This window comes from Pseudoalteromonas sp. SCSIO 43201, from assembly GCF_023716725.1.
In the GTDB taxonomy this organism is placed as follows: domain Bacteria; phylum Pseudomonadota; class Gammaproteobacteria; order Enterobacterales; family Alteromonadaceae; genus Pseudoalteromonas; species Pseudoalteromonas peptidolytica.
In genome coordinates this window covers 1,722,744-1,739,269 of record NZ_CP072683.1, presented here as the reverse complement: position 1 = coordinate 1,739,269, position 16,526 = coordinate 1,722,744, and the positions used below count along the sequence as shown (strand labels likewise).

The 16,526-nt window shown below is 41.9% G+C and carries 15 protein-coding genes; 4 read left to right on the top strand and 11 right to left on the bottom strand.

The window, feature by feature from the left end:
- Positions 1-125: 125 nt before the first annotated feature.
- Both J8Z24_RS07510 and J8Z24_RS07505 read right to left on the bottom strand, forming a co-directional pair.
- The gene (locus J8Z24_RS07510; protein WP_147390336.1) at positions 126-968 is read right to left on the bottom strand and encodes an alpha/beta fold hydrolase; all 843 of its coding nucleotides are present in this window, start codon (positions 966-968) and stop codon (positions 126-128) included.
- 90 nt (positions 969-1,058) lie between these two features.
- Positions 1,059-1,967 (bottom strand): calcium/sodium antiporter, encoded by a 909-nt coding sequence (locus J8Z24_RS07505; RefSeq protein WP_252095540.1) that lies wholly within the window; start codon positions 1,965-1,967, stop codon positions 1,059-1,061.
- A gap of 344 nt (positions 1,968-2,311) precedes the next feature.
- Between J8Z24_RS07505 and speA the strand changes: the two genes are divergently transcribed.
- Entirely contained in the window at positions 2,312-4,225 is a 1,914-nt protein-coding gene (speA, locus tag J8Z24_RS07500) for a biosynthetic arginine decarboxylase (RefSeq protein ID WP_252095539.1), read from the top strand.
- Between the two features lie 3 nt (positions 4,226-4,228).
- Complete coding sequence (speB, locus tag J8Z24_RS07495) at positions 4,229-5,149, top strand: agmatinase (protein ID WP_252095538.1); 921 nt, start codon at positions 4,229-4,231, stop codon at positions 5,147-5,149.
- A 538-nt stretch (positions 5,150-5,687) separates the two neighbouring features.
- Here the strand turns inward: speB and J8Z24_RS07490 are convergent.
- The 3 genes from J8Z24_RS07490 to J8Z24_RS07480 form a co-directional block, all read right to left on the bottom strand.
- Complete coding sequence (locus J8Z24_RS07490; RefSeq protein ID WP_252095537.1) at positions 5,688-6,131, bottom strand: GNAT family N-acetyltransferase; 444 nt, start codon at positions 6,129-6,131, stop codon at positions 5,688-5,690.
- A 164-nt stretch (positions 6,132-6,295) separates the two neighbouring features.
- Positions 6,296-6,706: a GNAT family N-acetyltransferase gene (locus J8Z24_RS07485; protein WP_252095536.1), complete on the bottom strand. Its 411-nt coding sequence runs from the start codon at positions 6,704-6,706 to the stop codon at positions 6,296-6,298.
- Positions 6,707-6,834: 128 nt separating this feature from the next.
- Positions 6,835-7,317 carry a MarR family winged helix-turn-helix transcriptional regulator gene (locus J8Z24_RS07480; protein ID WP_125254105.1) on the bottom strand — a complete coding sequence of 161 codons (483 nt, stop codon included), beginning with the start codon at positions 7,315-7,317 and terminating at the stop codon, positions 6,835-6,837.
- Between the two features lie 116 nt (positions 7,318-7,433).
- Between J8Z24_RS07480 and J8Z24_RS07475 the strand changes: the two genes are divergently transcribed.
- Positions 7,434-8,321 carry a DMT family transporter gene (locus J8Z24_RS07475; protein WP_176033591.1) on the top strand — a complete coding sequence of 296 codons (888 nt, stop codon included), beginning with the start codon at positions 7,434-7,436 and terminating at the stop codon, positions 8,319-8,321.
- A gap of 71 nt (positions 8,322-8,392) precedes the next feature.
- On the opposite strand, the gene J8Z24_RS07470 is transcribed toward J8Z24_RS07475, so the two are convergent.
- The 4 genes from J8Z24_RS07470 to J8Z24_RS07455 all read right to left on the bottom strand — a co-directional run bounded on the left by J8Z24_RS07470 (position 8,393) and on the right by J8Z24_RS07455 (position 12,622).
- Complete coding sequence (locus tag J8Z24_RS07470; RefSeq protein ID WP_252095535.1) at positions 8,393-8,923, bottom strand: GNAT family N-acetyltransferase; 531 nt, start codon at positions 8,921-8,923, stop codon at positions 8,393-8,395.
- Between the two features lie 87 nt (positions 8,924-9,010).
- On the bottom strand, positions 9,011-10,624 hold the full coding sequence (locus J8Z24_RS07465; RefSeq protein ID WP_252095534.1) for a sensor histidine kinase: 1,614 nt from the start codon (positions 10,622-10,624) through the stop codon (positions 9,011-9,013).
- A gap of 3 nt (positions 10,625-10,627) precedes the next feature.
- Positions 10,628-11,434, bottom strand: a complete 807-nt coding sequence (locus J8Z24_RS07460) for a phosphate/phosphite/phosphonate ABC transporter substrate-binding protein (RefSeq protein ID WP_252095625.1) — start codon at positions 11,432-11,434, stop codon at positions 10,628-10,630.
- Positions 11,435-11,758: 324 nt separating this feature from the next.
- A complete protein-coding gene (locus tag J8Z24_RS07455; RefSeq protein WP_286037144.1) occupies positions 11,759-12,622 on the bottom strand; it encodes a LysR family transcriptional regulator in 864 nt (287 codons plus the stop codon).
- A gap of 106 nt (positions 12,623-12,728) precedes the next feature.
- Between J8Z24_RS07455 and J8Z24_RS07450 the strand changes: the two genes are divergently transcribed.
- Positions 12,729-13,406, top strand: coding sequence for an FMN-dependent NADH-azoreductase (locus tag J8Z24_RS07450; protein ID WP_125254463.1), 678 nt, complete (start codon positions 12,729-12,731; stop codon positions 13,404-13,406).
- 163 nt (positions 13,407-13,569) lie between these two features.
- On the opposite strand, the gene J8Z24_RS07445 is transcribed toward J8Z24_RS07450, so the two are convergent.
- Positions 13,570-16,254, bottom strand: coding sequence for a DUF349 domain-containing protein (locus J8Z24_RS07445; RefSeq protein WP_252095532.1), 2,685 nt, complete (start codon positions 16,252-16,254; stop codon positions 13,570-13,572).
- Positions 16,244-16,525 carry a YeaC family protein gene (locus J8Z24_RS07440; RefSeq protein WP_125254388.1) on the bottom strand — a complete coding sequence of 94 codons (282 nt, stop codon included), beginning with the start codon at positions 16,523-16,525 and terminating at the stop codon, positions 16,244-16,246. The genes J8Z24_RS07445 and J8Z24_RS07440 overlap by 11 nt, the downstream gene beginning before the upstream one ends.
- Between the last annotated feature and the right edge of the window lies 1 nt (position 16,526).

Here is a 16,526-nt window from a genome sequence, read left to right as displayed (position 1 = left end):
TAAAAGGGTTTATCAGCACTCAATCTCTCAACTTATATAGACAAAACTAGGTGCCAGAATACAATACCCCTTTAAGCAAACCCAAGGGGTAGCAGTATAACCACTCCCCCAATGAGTAAGAAGTATTATTTTACTTTATTTACCATTTCTTCAATATATTTAATGGCAATAAATGGATCTGTCTCATCAAATAGGTGAGAAGCATATTTCATGGTAACAGCGGTGACATTGTCACCAATTTCTTGCAGTTTTATCTGGGAATCTTTTGACGTTTGCGTGTAAACATCAACATCAGCATAACTCATACCGGTAGAGCGGATAGTCACATGAGGGATCCCACGCGACAGTATCGTAACTGGCATTTTCCGGTTGATTTTATACATCTCTGTATGGGCAGAAGCTTCTTCCAAATCTTCTAATGAATGAGTATCTCGCTCCCAGTTGACGATCCAATCCATGATCTTCCATGCTTCTTTGGACATCTTACTTTTCATATTGTGATACCAAGACTCATGAGCGATATCAATAAGTACCATCCCTTTCACTTTTTCAGGGTTTCGGTTGGCATAGGCTCTTGCAACAAAACCACCAAATGAGTGAGGCACAAGTACCAAATTATCCATTTTAGTGGCTTGAGTAAATGCCTCAAGCTCTTGTGTAAGCTCCAACATAGTCCGTACTCGAGGCTTTGCAAAAGTGCTTTTTCCGGTGCCCGCTCTATCATAAAAACATAAGCGATAGCCTTTTGGATTTATGTTATGAATGGTGTTTTTGTAGGTTTCATGAGCATCAAGGCCCATTCCAGCAAGTAAAAGTGCCGTTGTTTCGCCCTCTCCTTTGCAAGCATAGGCAAGTTTGTTGCCGTTTATTTCCACATATTGATAATTGTGCTCATGAGCTGATTGGTTAGCGCTGGCCACTGAACTACAAGCGACGAGCCCCAGTACTGCTGATGTTATTATTTTCATTGTCCTTTCTCATTTATTGTTTGCTCCAAAAACATACTAAGCAATTCCCTTAATGAATTCAATAAAGTTTCAGAAACTTCTGAAACTTTATTATATCAAAGTGTAAACAAAGTATGCGACGTAGCCTATAAATAAGATGCCTCCCTCTTTGCGACTGAGTATTAACCCAGAAATGAGTAATGGCGTACAAAGTATCGTTGCAACGATCATGACTGAAATATCAACATTCAGCATACGGCTTGTCACTTCTAAAGGGGTTGCGCTGATAAGTCCGGTCACGCCAAGTACACCCAATGAATTGAATAAATTACTACCAATAACATTGCCTACCGCAATATCAGCATGCCCTTTTATACTCGCCATGACGGAGGTAACCACTTCTGGTAGCGACGTGCCAATAGCAATAATGGTTAAGCCAATCATAACTTCATCCACTGCTAAAGCACGGGCAAGTTGCACCGCGTTCTCAACCATCAATTGTCCGCCAAATATCAACAAGCTAAGCCCTACGATAAATAGCAGTATGCTAACTGCGCGCTCACGCCAACGGTTTGGTTGTTGTGATGGCGTCGGTTCATTATTCTTATTACTAAGCATGCGGCCTTGGATAAACAAATAAGCGACATAAAATAACAAAAGCGAGCACAATAATGCTGCGTCTAACTGACTGAGCCTGCCATCCCAGACTAATGCAGTAACAATAAAACTGCCGATCACTAGCATTGGAATGTCTCTTTTCACTAATTCTTGTGAAACCACCAGTGGTGCAATCAGGGCAGATACTCCGAGTATAAAAAGAATATTAAAGGTATTGCTGCCTAACACATTAGCAAAAGCGAGACTACCTTGCCCCGTAACAGCTGACTGAATGCTAACAGTAAGCTCAGGAGCACTGGTACCAAATGACACTATTGTTAACCCAATCAATACGCTTGGAACATTAAAACTTGCAGCTAGCTTAGAGGCACCCGCGACTAAACTGAGGGTAAGATTTGTCACTCTTGACGAGCAAAATAACTCATTAGACTGGGACTCTCTATTTGTGTCTAATGCGCGAAAATTAATTAACCTGAACACGGTATAAAAAGTTGGTTAATCAACCAAAAATATCCATGTTCAAAAGCGTAATAACACGCTAGCCAGATGTTATTTCTTAATACAAGGCAAATTTGTGCATCAATAGCCAGTCTATTGCAAACAAATTTAACGCAGTAGTAAGGGATAGCAGCTGCTAGAGAACAGGTTTTTATGCGAGTTCAGGTTAATTAGACCTTTCACTCAGTGAGTAGCCGCCAATGATGGCGCACTGCAGGCTGAACTCTAACTTATGTTAAGGAACTTGAATGACCAAATTTATCTCTTCTGAGCAAGCACGTGAATGCTACAACGTGCGCCACTGGAGCCAAGGCTTCTTTGGTATTAATGATCAGGGAGAGGTTACTGCGATGCCGAACCAACAGCAACCACAGCACGCCGTAACTCTGACAAACATTGCACAACAAATTAAATCTGAGGGTTATACCCTACCTGCGCTAGTGCGTTTTCCACAAATTCTAGAACAGCGTGTACATAATATTGTTGGTGCGTTTAATCAGGCGATTTCTGATTACAGCTACCCAGAAGATTATTTATTGGTTTACCCAATTAAAGTAAACCAACAAAAAGAAGTCATTGAGGGACTTATTGCAAGCCAAGCGGCAAGTGATAAAAAACAGCTAGGCTTAGAAGCTGGCAGTAAAGCTGAGTTACTTACTGTATTGGCGCTCAGTGAAAAAACCAGCGCAGTGATTGTATGTAACGGCTACAAAGACAGAGAATATGTCCGTCTTGCGCTTATCGGTGAAAAATTAGGTCACCAAGTTTATATCGTTTTAGAAAAGCGTTCTGAGCTCGACATCGTGATGGCAGAAGCCAAAGCACTAAACGTGAAACCACGCTTGGGCTTACGCGTTCGTTTGGCATCACAAGGTAAAGGCAAATGGCAAGCAAGCGGCGGCGAAAAGTCCAAATTTGGCCTATCTGCATCGCAAGTGCTTACGGTTGTTAACCAATTAAAGCACGCTGACATACTAGACGCGCTGCAACTGGTGCACTTTCACTTAGGCTCGCAAATGGCCAACATTCGTGACGTTCGCGTTGGTGTGGGTGAAGCCGCTAGATTCTACTGCGAATTACGCCGTTTAGGTGCAAACCTGTTGAGTTTAGACGTAGGTGGCGGGCTTGCAGTGGATTACGATGGAACTCGCAGCCAGTCGTCCAACTCGATGAACTACAGCTTAGCTGAATATGCAAACAACATCGTTTACACCATAGGCGATACCTGTAAGCAATACAATCAGCCAATGCCAAAGATCATCTCTGAGTCGGGACGTGCGTTAACTGCCCATCATGCGGTATTAATCACCGATGTGATTGGCACCGAAAGCTACCAAGTAGAAGAGATAACTGCACCGGTAAGTGACGCCCCAAGACTGCTACACAATATGTGGACGTCTTGGCAGGCACTCAACGAGCAGAGCGATGACCGTGCGTTGATTGAAATTTTTCATGATACCCAAGGCGACTTGGCAGAAGTACACGGCCAATTTGCGATGGGCCTATTAAGTCTTGAGCAAAGAGCTTGGGCGGAGCAAGTAAACCTGCGTGTATGTTATGAGCTAAACAAGCGTATGGATAACAAAAACCGTTTCCATCGCCCAATTATTGACGAACTCAGCGCTAAGCTTGCAGATAAATTCTTTGTGAATTTCTCGCTATTTCAATCTTTGCCAGACGCTTGGGGTATTGAACAGGTATTCCCTGTACTGCCACTTAGTGGATTAACAGAGGCACCAAAGCGCCGCGCGGTATTACTAGATATTACCTGTGATTCTGACGGTACGGTGGAGCATTATGTGGATGGCCAAGGTATTGAAGCAACATTGCCTGTACCTGAGTTTTGCAAAGATAAACCCTATTTATTGGGGTTTTTATTGGTGGGTGCATACCAAGAGATTTTAGGTGACATGCACAACCTATTTGGCGACACCCACACTGTTGTAGCCACATTAGACGATCAGGGCGAATTATCGCTGGGTAATATCGATGCAGGCGACACCGTTGCCGATATGATGCGTTATGTACACCTTGATGTTGAACAATTTAAGCGTAACTTTGCCAACCTTGTTGAAAGCAAACTACCGCTTGAAGAGCAAGCAACCTGCCTAGCAGAGCTTGAAACCGGCCTTGACGGCTATACTTATTTGGAAGATTTTTAACCCATGAGCCATTTATTCGATCACACCGATCATTCTCTGTACTCCAACGGCATGACGTTTTTACGTCAGCCAATGGTACGCAATATCACAGATATTGATGCAGACGTTGTGGTACTTGGCTTGCCATTTGATTTGGCAACCTCTGGACGCCCAGGCGCACGCTTGGGTCCAGATGCGATCCGTCGCGCATCCGTGCATTTGGCTTGGGAAAGTAAAAAATACCCTTGGTCATTTGCATTGTGGGACAAAATAAAACTACAAGACGCTGGCGATTTCACATATCCAGTTGGCGATCCTGAATATTTCACTGCGCAACTCGAGCTAGCTGCTCTGCAAATTTTGCAACAAGGCAAAACGCTATTAAGCCTAGGTGGCGATCACTTTGTGACCCTGCCATTGCTGCGTGCTCATCAGCAAATTCACGGCAAAATGGCACTCGTACATTTTGATGCGCACACAGACACGTACAGCCAAGGTTCACGCTATGACCACGGTACTATGTTCTATCATGCTCCAATTGAGGGCTTAATAAGCCCAGAGCATTCAATGCAAATTGGCATTAGAACCGAGTACACAGAGCAAGGCCACGAGTTTGGCGTGATTGATGCGATGGCAGCAAATGACTTAAGCGCTGAAGAAATAGCAGCGCAACTCAAAACACGCGTCGGCGACTTGCCGGTGTATTTAACCTTTGATATCGACTGCCTAGACCCAGCATTCGCACCCGGCACAGGCACACCAGTATGCGGCGGTCTAACCAGCAACAAAGTGCTGAAGATTTTACGCGCACTGCAAGGATTAAATATGATAGGCATGGATGTAGTAGAAGTCTCTCCTTCCTACGACCAAAGCGAGCTTACCGCAATCGCCGCCGCCACCATTGCACACGAACTACTGCATTTGTGGGCAGTAAAGCATAAATAATCGGATGCAGATTTAGATTAAGCCACCCTAACAAGGTGGCTTTTTTGTTTAGGGTTTATACCCTGTTTTACTTAGAAATTATGCCAGTTATCTTATACCAATTTGCTTAATTAAGTGGTCTATTTTGAGGCGAGAAAATCTTGTCGATAACTAGGCAAAAATTTTGCTATTTAGTTGTTCTAAATGAGAAATTTTTAACGCTGTTAGCGTCAGATTTACTCCTTCAAATTGAGCAAGTATTAAGTCAAATTGGTATTAAATAAGCTTGCTATGTAGAGGCGAACAAATCTTGTCGATAACAGCGCTATTGCTTCATGCTAGCACCAAGATACCTGCATATACTCAATAATGGCGCATGCGACGCCGTTTGCACTTGAGGTGTTCGTCTCATTATCTATGTAGGTAGGGCAAAAATAATGCTATTTGGTTGTTCTAAATAAGAAGTTTCGAACGCAGTTAGGATCAGATTTACGCCTTCAAATAGTGCAAGTATTAAGGCCAATTGGCATGGTAACTAGCAACTGTGTAGTGTGCCCCACTAGCCTTTATTTCTTACCATTTTATCTACGGTTACGGCAACAGAGTTATAAGTGGTTTCAAATGTTTCAGTAACCACAAAGCCAACACTTTTATACACTTCTTTAGCAACACAGTTTGAAGCGACAACGTATAGGCTTGCTTCTTGCGAAGTAAGAGAAAGTAAGTACTTCAGTAAGTCTTTGCCAATTCCTTTTCCTCGATGATCCGGATGTACAAATAGTGCCCTGATTTCTGTATGACAGAGAGCGCAAAATGCTGCTATCGACCCCAGTTCATAAACAAATATTTGAGATTCGAATAGCTGCTCATTCCGTGGTATATCTTCTGACAACGGTAGTAAAGTAAACTCAGCAGCTTCCTGTGCCAGCTCATCTAATTTGGATAGATTGTAAATCTCTTCTATCGACTGAAAGTCGTCTTCTGTATATGTCCTTATCGTCAATGTTCACTCCTAGTGGCTAAGTACATGATATGTAGCAGAGTCGCAGGCTAGATAAGAATTTGCAAGCTAGAATATAACCTGCATTTGAGGCTTTATTACTTACTTTCAGCATTTCACCAAAAAACTTTATACTAAACAGATAGGTACGAGCACTCAATACTTTATTAAACGTTAGGTCTGAACTTTTTTGTCATGCCTTGACTCGCGGGGGAAACCAACTTGTAACCGAGTTTTTTATAAAACTCAGGTTCATCAGCGATCATCGATACGTAAGAGCCTTCTAACACAACGGACGATAAATAGTCATCTATATATTCCATGACTTTACGACCAAGCCCTTGACCTTGATAGGCAGGATCAACCGCAACATCTACAACCTCGAAGTTACAAGCGCCATCCCCTACCACTCGTCCCATGGCAATTAAGTTATCGTGATCTCGCACAGTAATAATGTAGAGACTATTTGGCAATGCGATTTCTGCTGCTTTTATAGACTTGGGAGAAAGACCAGCTTTTATTCGCATTTCACAAAATTCGTGTGGACTGGGAGCTTGAGATTGATACGTTATTGTCATTATTTTCACCTTTGTTATTCTCATTGGTAAGCTTATACAACAAAACTGTATAAATAAACAGGTATTTACACGTTTTAAATTTCAGCCAATAAGTCACAGTAAATAAATTTGCTCTTTATTTTTAGCATTCACTCGAACTGCTTTAACCACCCTTTTAGTAATTCATTCAATAATACTCGCTGTTCGGGCTCCAACTCCTGCACTAATTGAGCTTGTAGCGCGATATGCGGCTCAATCAGCTTTTCAATCAAGCTTAGTCCTTCAGCTGTCAACTCAACAGTCACACTGCGGCGATCTTCCTTACAATGTTCTCGTTTAATCAGTCCTTTTGCCGCCAGCTTATCTAAGCGATTAGTCATAGCGCCAGAGGTCAGTAGCATGGTTTTAAATAACTCTGATGGAGTTAAGCGAAAAGGCTCGCCACTACGACGTAGGGTAGCTAGTACATCAAATTCACCTAGGTTTAAACCGTATCGCTTGTGTAGTTTTTCTACTTCGGCTTCCATATGTTTAGCGATGCGCACCAAGCGACCCATTATCGCCATTGGTGTTGTCTCTAAGTGTGGTTTTTCACGAGCCCACTGCTCTTGTACTCTGTCAATTGCGTCCATCAATAATTGCCTCAACAACAAACTTTGTAAATAAATATCTTAACATAAAGATACTTTACAAAAAGTGTTTTTAGTAATACCTTAGCGAGAAGTATCTCAATATAAAGATAATTAACGTGAATATACTTCTCGCAATGATCCCTGCATTTTTATGGGGAACTACGTATGCGGTAACACAATACACACTTGCAGACTGGCCTCCTCTCTTACTGGGTGCTATTAGGGCACTTCCCGCTGGACTGATTTTGTTGGCTATAAAGCCCAGTACACCAAAAAAAGAAGACTGGCCGATACTGTTCGGTCTCGGTGCAATTAATATCGCCATCTTCTTTGGCATGATCTTTATAATGGCGCTAACACTCCCATCAGCCATATCTAGTGTTGGCATGGTATCTGTCCCCGTGTTCGCTATGTTTTATCATTGGCTTGTTCACAAGCAGCGGCCGGGGTTAGCACAAGGGTTATGCGGGGCTGCACTCATCTTTCTGGCTTGGTTGCTTTTTGATCCAAGCTCTCTTAGCTTAAACCCGCTTGGCTTAGGGGCAATGCTTGCAGCAATAACCTGTATTGTAATTGGCAGCGCCATTACTAAATCTCTTGGCGGTCGTATGCATTGGTGGACTGTGCTAACTTGGCAATTGATTATTGGTGGCACGATGCTAACACTTGCCGCTGCGTTTCAAGGTATTATCGCTCCAACTAGCTATATTGCAGCTTTTGATAGCTTTTCTGTGGTCAATTTCGTCGGTATTGTGTGGGTAGTCGTACTTAATACGGCACTTGGCTACAGCTTGTATGTATGGGCTTTGCAACGAATGTCGGTAGTAGAGTTTGCTTTTGGTGGTATTGCCAACCCGCTCGCTGGCATTTTAACGGGTATGATACTGCTGGGTGAGGCGTTCTCGCTATTTCAATATATGTTAATGTTCGGCATGATCATGATGCCTCTTCTTCCTGCATTGCTAACTGCAAGGGTACGAGGCAAAGCATTAACCGCAAGCTAGCAAACCATCACTGTGTTTGAGCAATAATGGCTCAAACACTTACCACTGAACGTGCCATGTTGTAAACAAAGTTAAAGCCATAGGCGATACACGTATAGCGCCTCGTCACCACTCGTTTTTGTCTGATCCGTGACAGAACCAATAAGTTGGCCTCCCGCTTTTGTAATGATCCGTTGGCTGGCGGTATTAGAGGCTAAGCACTGAAACTCTATCGACTTAATATCTGTTACCGCACGTAGCTTGGCTATCACCTGTGTCAACACTTGACCAATAATGCCATGACCACGCGCGTGCGCTCCAAGCCAATATCCGACCTCTGCATTTTGCGCTTTAGGGTCAACATATTTTATGCCAAAGACACCACAAAACTGTTGCTTGAACTCAATTGCCGACCACAGTCCACCCACCGAATTATTTATTCTCGTTTCAATATACCGTCTAGCATCAGATTCTACTTGAATATCGTTTACCCATGGCAGTACAGCCTCTAAACTAGCGCGGCTGTCTTGCACACAGCAAAAGAGTATTTTTGTATGCTCAACAGATAAACTCTGAAGCTTTATATCCGAGCTAATATCCAACTCCACCTTGGTGTGCTCCAATTGTTCCCATTTTATGTAAAACTTAATTGATCGCTAGATAATTTACAATATCTGAATTTGTAAAATAGAAGTATCACTTTTTTATATTCAGCTATTTTGTAATACGGGTAAATTGATAGTAAAACAGCTCCCAACTCCTTCTTCACTCTGCACGGTGAGTTTTCCCCCATGCTCTTTGATGATGTCATAACTTACTGATAGCCCCAGCCCAGTGCCTTTGCCAATTGGCTTAGTCGTAAAGAATGGATCAAAGATTTTATCGATACTTTGTGGTGAAATCCCCACACCATTGTCTTGTATTCGAATGATAACTTGGTCATTCTCCATACTTGTCGAAATACTCACTTCCCCATGTCCATCAAGTGCTTGAGAAGCATTAATCAATAAATTGGTTAGTACTTGTATCAGCTTGCCCATGTTTGCCTGTACAGGGGGGAGCTGACTCAGTTTAGTCGACACATTAGCCTGATATTTTAACTCACTCGCGACCAAATTTAAGGTCGTTTTTATGCAAGCGTTCACATCACATGGCTGTAAATCTAGACTATCTGCACGCGAAAATTGTTTGAGATCTTTGACAATTGTTGACACTCGCTGTAAGCCCGACTCAGTCTCTTCAATTAGTGCTTTGCTGTCGCTGTTTAGAAATTCAAAATCCTTGCGGTCAATAAACTCCGCCATGGTTTGCACTGAACCTGTATTTTTCGCCTCCATTGCATGCTCTGCAAGTGCCACATAGTCACTATGGTAGCGCTTCATTACATCCATATTGCTGGTAACAAAGCCAAGTGGATTATTAATTTCATGAGCTACCCCTGCGGCTAACACTCCGATAGATGCCATTTTCTCTGAATGTATAAGTTGTTGCTGAGCTGTTTCTAATTCTTGGTTTATTTTTTCAAGCTGTTGGTTTTTGTGGTGCAGCTTTTGCGTTCTTTGCGCAACTAAACGTTCTAAATCTTTGTTTAATTGTATCAGTTCACGCTGATACTGTTGGCGCTGCTGGTGTTCTTCGGTTAGTGTGTGGTAGAGTTCGTCAAAGGCAGCAGATAACTCTTGTAATTCATCCCGGCTTTGAATTGGTTGCCATTTGAAATCAAATACTTCATCTTTTACGCTTTTAGTTATCTTTTTCGCCTGGCTTTTTAGTCGATATAAATTGGTAGTCAAGTACACTCCCAATATATATGAAAAAATAGCAACCAGTGCCATCTCAAATAATGCAATCGAAATTGTCCAACGCTTTACTTCCGACATGGCACGGTTAATCGCGCCGATATCGATTCCGATATGTATCGTCGCAAAATGTGTCCCACCTTCCGTAATGCTGGTATGCACATCAAAAATGCCGTCACTTACTTCCTCAACCAAGCTATCAGGCTCAGATAAACGCGTTTTAAACTCACTCGAGCCAGCATAAGATAATAAGTTTGATTTAACATCAACAACTTTGACATAAAGAATGTCAGGATTAGTAAGTAATTCGGCTGTAAAAGCATCTAATGTGGCCAAATCATAGGAGAGCACGGCATTTTTAGTCGCGCTGGCAAATAATCTAGAAGTGGTGGTTGCCCGCTTATTCATTGCATCGTTTGCAGACACCATCATAAAGTCAATAACAATGAGTATTAACGCACTGAGCAGTACCGCTTCAATTATCGCAGTACCTATCATTGTTTTTAGCCTCAGCGAGTACCTCATATATTATTCTTTCCCTACTAATATATCTATATTAAGCGCTTCAACATCCTGCCAATGTGCATTGGATGCGGGCATGATGGCTGTAAAGTTAACGGCCGCAAGTAGTGCTCGCCCTCGTTCACTATTTGCCAGTGACGTAAGTGCATGCGTGAGCCTAGCTTTGGCTTCTTGCGGCATATCTTGTTTTACCGCAAACGCATGAGGAGTGTAACCTGGTGTAGTCCACAAAATATCCAGTTGAGATTTTATCTCAGGGTCGGTATTTTCTAATGTTCGGATCACGCCACCTCCGGCTTTAACAAAGCCTCTGGCGACATTAAGATACACGGAGTCATGAGACGAAACATAACGAGGGGTAAAACTGATCCCCTGTTTCATCAACTCACTCCTTGGCAAAATACTCGCCGCAAATGCCGCTGGCGCAGGGAAAGCTAGAACGTGGTCATGTAACTGTGATAAGGTATTAACACCAGAGCCTTTCTTCACCACGATAATCCCTTTTATTTGTTTGTTTTTTTGTCTCGCTATAGCCTCATACCCCGCTTGTTTGTTAAACACGATAAAATGATATGGATTCATATAAGCGACATCATACTCTTGATTTAGCAACCGAGATTCAAAAGTGGGAATATCTTTTGCCGTTTTGAAGATGTACTTATCACCGGTTTTGTCGTTAATATAATTTAAAACGGGCTGCCAGTTTTTAGCTAGCTTATTTGCTGACTGCTGAGGTACAAATGCAAAAGTATACTCGGCTGATAAAGCCGATAACGAAAAAAGCAATCCTATAATTAGAAAAAACGATTTCATCATTTACCACCGTGCGACAAAGTCTTAATACAGATCTATTAAAAATTGGTTAGGCAGAAACCCAAGTGGCCAGTGCTTGAATTAATATTTAAGATATTTTGTAAGTTGATACATTTTTAAGCGCGACTAACTGTTTATCCCTATTCCAACTTAAGTATAGAACAAAAACCAAAACAACATTTTTATGTTTTCTTGGCTAAAATCACACCTAAAAGATCAAAAAGGTACGCGCTAATTCTCTTTCGAGCCAGTTTGGGCTATTTGGTGTAAATCCATTGGGTTTCGTCTGTGGACGTCCTGCCGTAACCAATGTACACAAAGAGGTTAACAAGTACGCCCTAGTTCTTTTTCGAGCCAATTTGAAAATTGATGTAATTCTGATGAATTTCGACGGTGAGCTGTCTTTCTTGACCAATAGCTGTATCCCACAAAACTCGATATATTTTCATATTGCTTTAACCAGCCACATTCAACCGCAGATCTAGCCAGCACATTGCTTACTAAGGCAACCCCTTGTCCGGCCAGTGCGGCTTGCAATACAAAGTGCTCTTGTTCAAAGTACTGAACTTCATATAAATTTTCATCTACATAGTTTTTCCAAGGAATATTTTTTAACCCCTCGTCATCACGCCAATGTGTAACAAAGAGTACCGGCTTTCTGCCAACCGGTGGTTGATAATTTAAACTACAATAACCGCCTATTTGTTCTGTGACCAAACATGTTTCTTCGGCGTTAGACTGACTATGCCCATAACGGAGTGCAATATCTATATGCTTATCTTCATTTAAGTTTATGAGTTTATCACTTGCACAAATCACCACCTTTTGGTGCGGAAATAAACTCGTGATGATGCCCATCTTTGGCGCTAGCCACAACGCAGCAAATGAATTACAGCATGAAATAAGCAAGTCCTTCTGGTGAGGACTAAACTCAACAAACGCATTGTCCAATGTATTTAGCGTATCAAAGCACGTTTTGGCCAGTGCTTGACCTTGAGCCGTTAACTTTATTGCACGAGTATGGCGTTCAAATAGTGGTACTCTCAAATGAGATTCAAGAGCCTTGATCTGATGTGATACCGCGGTCGGCGTAACATTGAGTACTTTCGCAGCTTCTTTGAAACTCATCAGATGAGCAGCTATAGCAAAAGTTTTAACGTTGTTTAGAGACGGTAAATTTTTAAGCATAACGAACCTATAGTTAAGTTAACCTCATCTATCCAATTGATCTTCTCATTTGTTAAAAAGCTTTATTAACAAGAGAATAAGCTTAATTAATAAATGGAGATAACTAATGAAAAACATTCTATACATAAGTTCAAGTGCAAGAAAGTATAATGACCATAATCCACAACATCAGTCTATTTCACGGATGCTGGGCGAACATTTTTTAAATGAGCTATCGGCTGATCTGCTAGATGTAGAGGTAGTGCATCGAGATCTCTCGATTCATCAACCCGCCTTTATCGACGAAGCCTTTCTTGCTGCTGCATTCGAAAAGCATAGCTTGAGTGAGGAGCAACAACAGATCCTTGCGGCATCAGATCTAGCCATAAAAGAAGTCAAAGATGCAGATGTTATTGTAATTTCAAGCCCTATGTACAACTATGGTATGCCTGCTGTATTGAAGGCATGGTTTGATCTGGTCATTAGGGTCAACCAGACTTTTAGCTTTGATTTAGCCAGGGGGGACAAGCCGCTATTACCAATACTCTCAGGTAAGTCAGTCGTCTTGTTAGCATCATGGGGAGAGTGCGAGTTTAAAAAAGGAGGAACACAGCACCATTTAAACCATTTAAGCAGTCATATAGAGCAACTTTCTCCTTACCTAGGTGCTGACAATTTTTACGAAATCGCATCTGAGTATCAAGAGTTTAACGACCAAAGGCACCAAGACTCTAAGCAAAAAGCAATTGAGGATACCATTGAGCTTGCGAAGTTATTAAAAGCAAAACACGTGACAGGTCATTAACCTGTGGTCAGACTAAAAAACAAGCTAATACATTGTTTTTATGTAATAAAGTTTGCTCAGTTAGTTTCTTAAAACTAAGCATGTACTAAGACAATTTCAGTGTGATAAAAGTAAAGCGTACAGAAGACGCCCATTTAACCTGTGGTTAAATGGGCTTTATTGATCATGCGTTTAAGATTGCCAGTAATCTATCTTTAGCGCTCTTTAAGGTATCTTGGTCTACCTCAGCTAAATAGCTGACCAAATAGGTTTCAAGGCTACATTCCTCTCCCTGCAGCTTAGCATCAAGCATGGCAACTTGTTGCGACATTCTATCATTTTGCCACTGCGCTGGGGTCGGTTGATTTGTTAGTATTTCAAGTCGCAAGATTAACTGTTGAGCAGTCAGTCCAGTTTTATTGCTTCCCTGCCATGTTGCAGGGATCACGTCACCGTTTTCAACAGCACTCACCAACTCGTTAAATTTTTCGCGGCGTTGCGATGAAAATAAGTCATCTAGCTTTGACTTTACCTGTGATAGCAATCGGCTTTTCTCTTGTTTAAGCGCAGCTACCACTGATGTCGCTGTTAACTCCTCGCGAATGTTTATCAGCTCATTTTGTGTTACGGCTTCAATCACTTTGCTGTCTAATTCAGCTAACAGCTGACGCTGTTCAGCTTCAAGACTTTTCTCGAGTGCTTTTTGCTCAGCATATTGAGCACTGCGCTTTTCAAATACAGCGTCATTATGCGCACGGAACGCTTTCCATAATGTATGCTCTTGTTTTGCACCTGCAAAGCCAATTTGCTGCCATTGTTTTTGAAGCGACTTAAGTAGCTCACAAGATGCCGCTAAGTCATCCGACTCAAGTTGCTGCTCGGCAATTTCAACAAGTTTTGCTTTTTCAACAGCATTGCCTTGGTGGAATGCTTTTAACTGCTCATAAATTGCTTGATGATGTTGACGGTAAGTGGCATTCAGCTTTTGATATACCTTAGCATCAACATTACCAGCACTCTTCCATGCTTTAGCAAGACGGTTAAATTGCGCTTCAACCTCTCGCCAATCATTATTTTCGCTTTGAAGCGAAGTTAATAAAGCCTCTACATCATTTATAATTGCTTCACGCTTTTCTTTAGCCTGCTCACGAAGGACTTCTTGTTCAGCAAAATATGCTCTACAAGGAGCGAATAACAATTCTATTTTTTCATCAAATAGCACCGCTTGTGCTTTTTCTTCGTCGCTCTCTACATGGCCTAATTCATTCCAGCGCGCACGAAGTAATTTCACCTCTTCAGCACGCTTCTGCGGGTCGATATCCTCTTCTTGTAACTTGTTGTCAAGTTCACTCAATAAGGCTTCACGCTTTGGCGTTGCTGCATATTTCTGCCAATCTTTTAAATCATTTAATGCTTTAGACAAGCTGTCATGCTGACTTTCAAGCTGTTTTTTGTAGTGTGGTGTGAGTAGTTCATACTGCTCTACAAACCCATTGAAAACGCCAAATGCCACGTTGAAGCGACCCTGATCAATGAGCCGTTGTACATCTCGTGCCTTTTTCTTAGCGATTTTCAAGGCTTTATCTTGCTCAGCTTTAAGAGGCTCTATAGCGCTCATAAATGTCTGGCTAACCTCTGCAAGTTGCACTTTAGCTGGTTTTTGTAGCATTTTTGGTAAGGCATCTAGGGACTTTCTTACCACCACATACGCATCTTTTTGAGCTTGCATTTGTGCATCGAGTTGCTCAATAGCATCTGGTGCTTCGATAGCCTTAAGCGCGCTTAATGCCTGGTTAAACATTTCGTTAGCTTCGATTATGCTTGGCAAGTTTGATAAATCTCGTTCAATATTATTTAACTTACTTTGCAAATCTTTTAGGTCAGTAGTATTGACGTACTGTGCAGATGCCATCTTGCTTCTTAGCATCTCTACGCGCTCAACAAGACCTGCATGTGGTGCTAAATCCAGAGCTAAACATGCAACTTCCACTGACTTTTCAATTGCCTCCAACTCAGCAGTGAACTCGGCAATTTCAAGTGCTTGATCCTGTTTAGCTTTTAGCTCCTCTTGTAAGGCTTGGTGCTTTGCATGTAACGATTTTAAATGACGGTGCAGTTTTTCTGAAACAAGCTGATACTTAGCATCAAGTGTCGCAACCGTCTCTTCGTCAAGCCATTTAAGCTCAATACTTTGCCACTGTGCAAACAACTGCTCTGCTTGTGTATTCACTTGCTCAAAATCGGCCTTATCTCGTAGCGCATTAAGTTTCGCAAGTACAACTCGTGTTTGCTCAGCCACTTGTGCTGGCATCTCTTTAGCTAGCCGCTGTTGCTCAAGCGCATGCTCAATGGCTCCTAGTGCCTTACCTTTAGCGCTCTTTAATACAGATTTTTCAAGACTGTGCTGATAAATAAGATCAAGCATTAATGCTTGAAGTGACTCGTCACCATCTTTAAACGTCTTTTCAATTAATGATACATTTGCTAAGCGCTTTAGCAGTTTAACCTTATTGCTTGAGTCTGTTTCACGCACAGCAACTTTTTCGAGCGTTTTCACCGGGGCATAACGCTCTATGTACTCTTCACGAATTTCTTGCAGCAGCGCATTATCTCGGTTGATAACAGCACTAGATATTTTTTGCTCTGCCAGTTCTTTAAGCTCACTATCTTGCTTATAAACTTTCCACCAAAGCCCCAGATCATTAACTCTGGTAAGAACCTTTTTCCGGATCTGCGCAGACTCATCTTCGAGCGCTAGAGTGTGGAGCAATGTCGCATCTTTACTTAGATCTAATTTGTCTACCGCTTGTGAACGAACGTCTACTTTAGGGTGTTTCCATTTCGGTGTAAAAAGGTGTTTAAAGATCATTTTCACTGAACCTAGCTATTTCATTATCGGCTTTGAATTCTTGTTGTAATTCGCGTTTGGATTTTTGCACCATCTCACCTTTTTCGTTTATGGTGAATTGTTCGTTGGATTTGACTACCTTTGCTTGGTATAGCATCACCAACTGAACCGTTTGCTCTTTTTGGGCTTCACTAAGAGGCGTACCATCAGGCCACTTCCCCGTCGCTGCACCATATTGCAAACGTTCGAATATTTCTGGGGTAATATTTTGAACTAAGCTATCTACATTCATT

Coding starts and splice junctions, on each gene's coding strand:
- J8Z24_RS07445 (WP_252095532.1), bottom strand. CDS start 16,254: ATGATCTTTAAACACCTTTTTACACCGAAATGGAAACACCCTAAAGTA.
- speB (WP_252095538.1), top strand. CDS start 4,229: ATGAGCCATTTATTCGATCACACCGATCATTCTCTGTACTCCAACGGC.
- J8Z24_RS07455 (WP_286037144.1), bottom strand. CDS start 12,622: ATGCTTAAAAATTTACCGTCTCTAAACAACGTTAAAACTTTTGCTATA.
- J8Z24_RS07460 (WP_252095625.1), bottom strand. CDS start 11,434: ATGAAATCGTTTTTTCTAATTATAGGATTGCTTTTTTCGTTATCGGCT.
- J8Z24_RS07465 (WP_252095534.1), bottom strand. CDS start 10,624: ATGAGGTACTCGCTGAGGCTAAAAACAATGATAGGTACTGCGATAATT.
- speA (WP_252095539.1), top strand. CDS start 2,312: ATGACCAAATTTATCTCTTCTGAGCAAGCACGTGAATGCTACAACGTG.
- J8Z24_RS07485 (WP_252095536.1), bottom strand. CDS start 6,706: ATGACAATAACGTATCAATCTCAAGCTCCCAGTCCACACGAATTTTGT.
- J8Z24_RS07510 (WP_147390336.1), bottom strand. CDS start 968: ATGAAAATAATAACATCAGCAGTACTGGGGCTCGTCGCTTGTAGTTCA.
- J8Z24_RS07450 (WP_125254463.1), top strand. CDS start 12,729: ATGAAAAACATTCTATACATAAGTTCAAGTGCAAGAAAGTATAATGAC.
- J8Z24_RS07480 (WP_125254105.1), bottom strand. CDS start 7,317: ATGGACGCAATTGACAGAGTACAAGAGCAGTGGGCTCGTGAAAAACCA.
- J8Z24_RS07440 (WP_125254388.1), bottom strand. CDS start 16,525: ATGAATGTAGATAGCTTAGTTCAAAATATTACCCCAGAAATATTCGAA.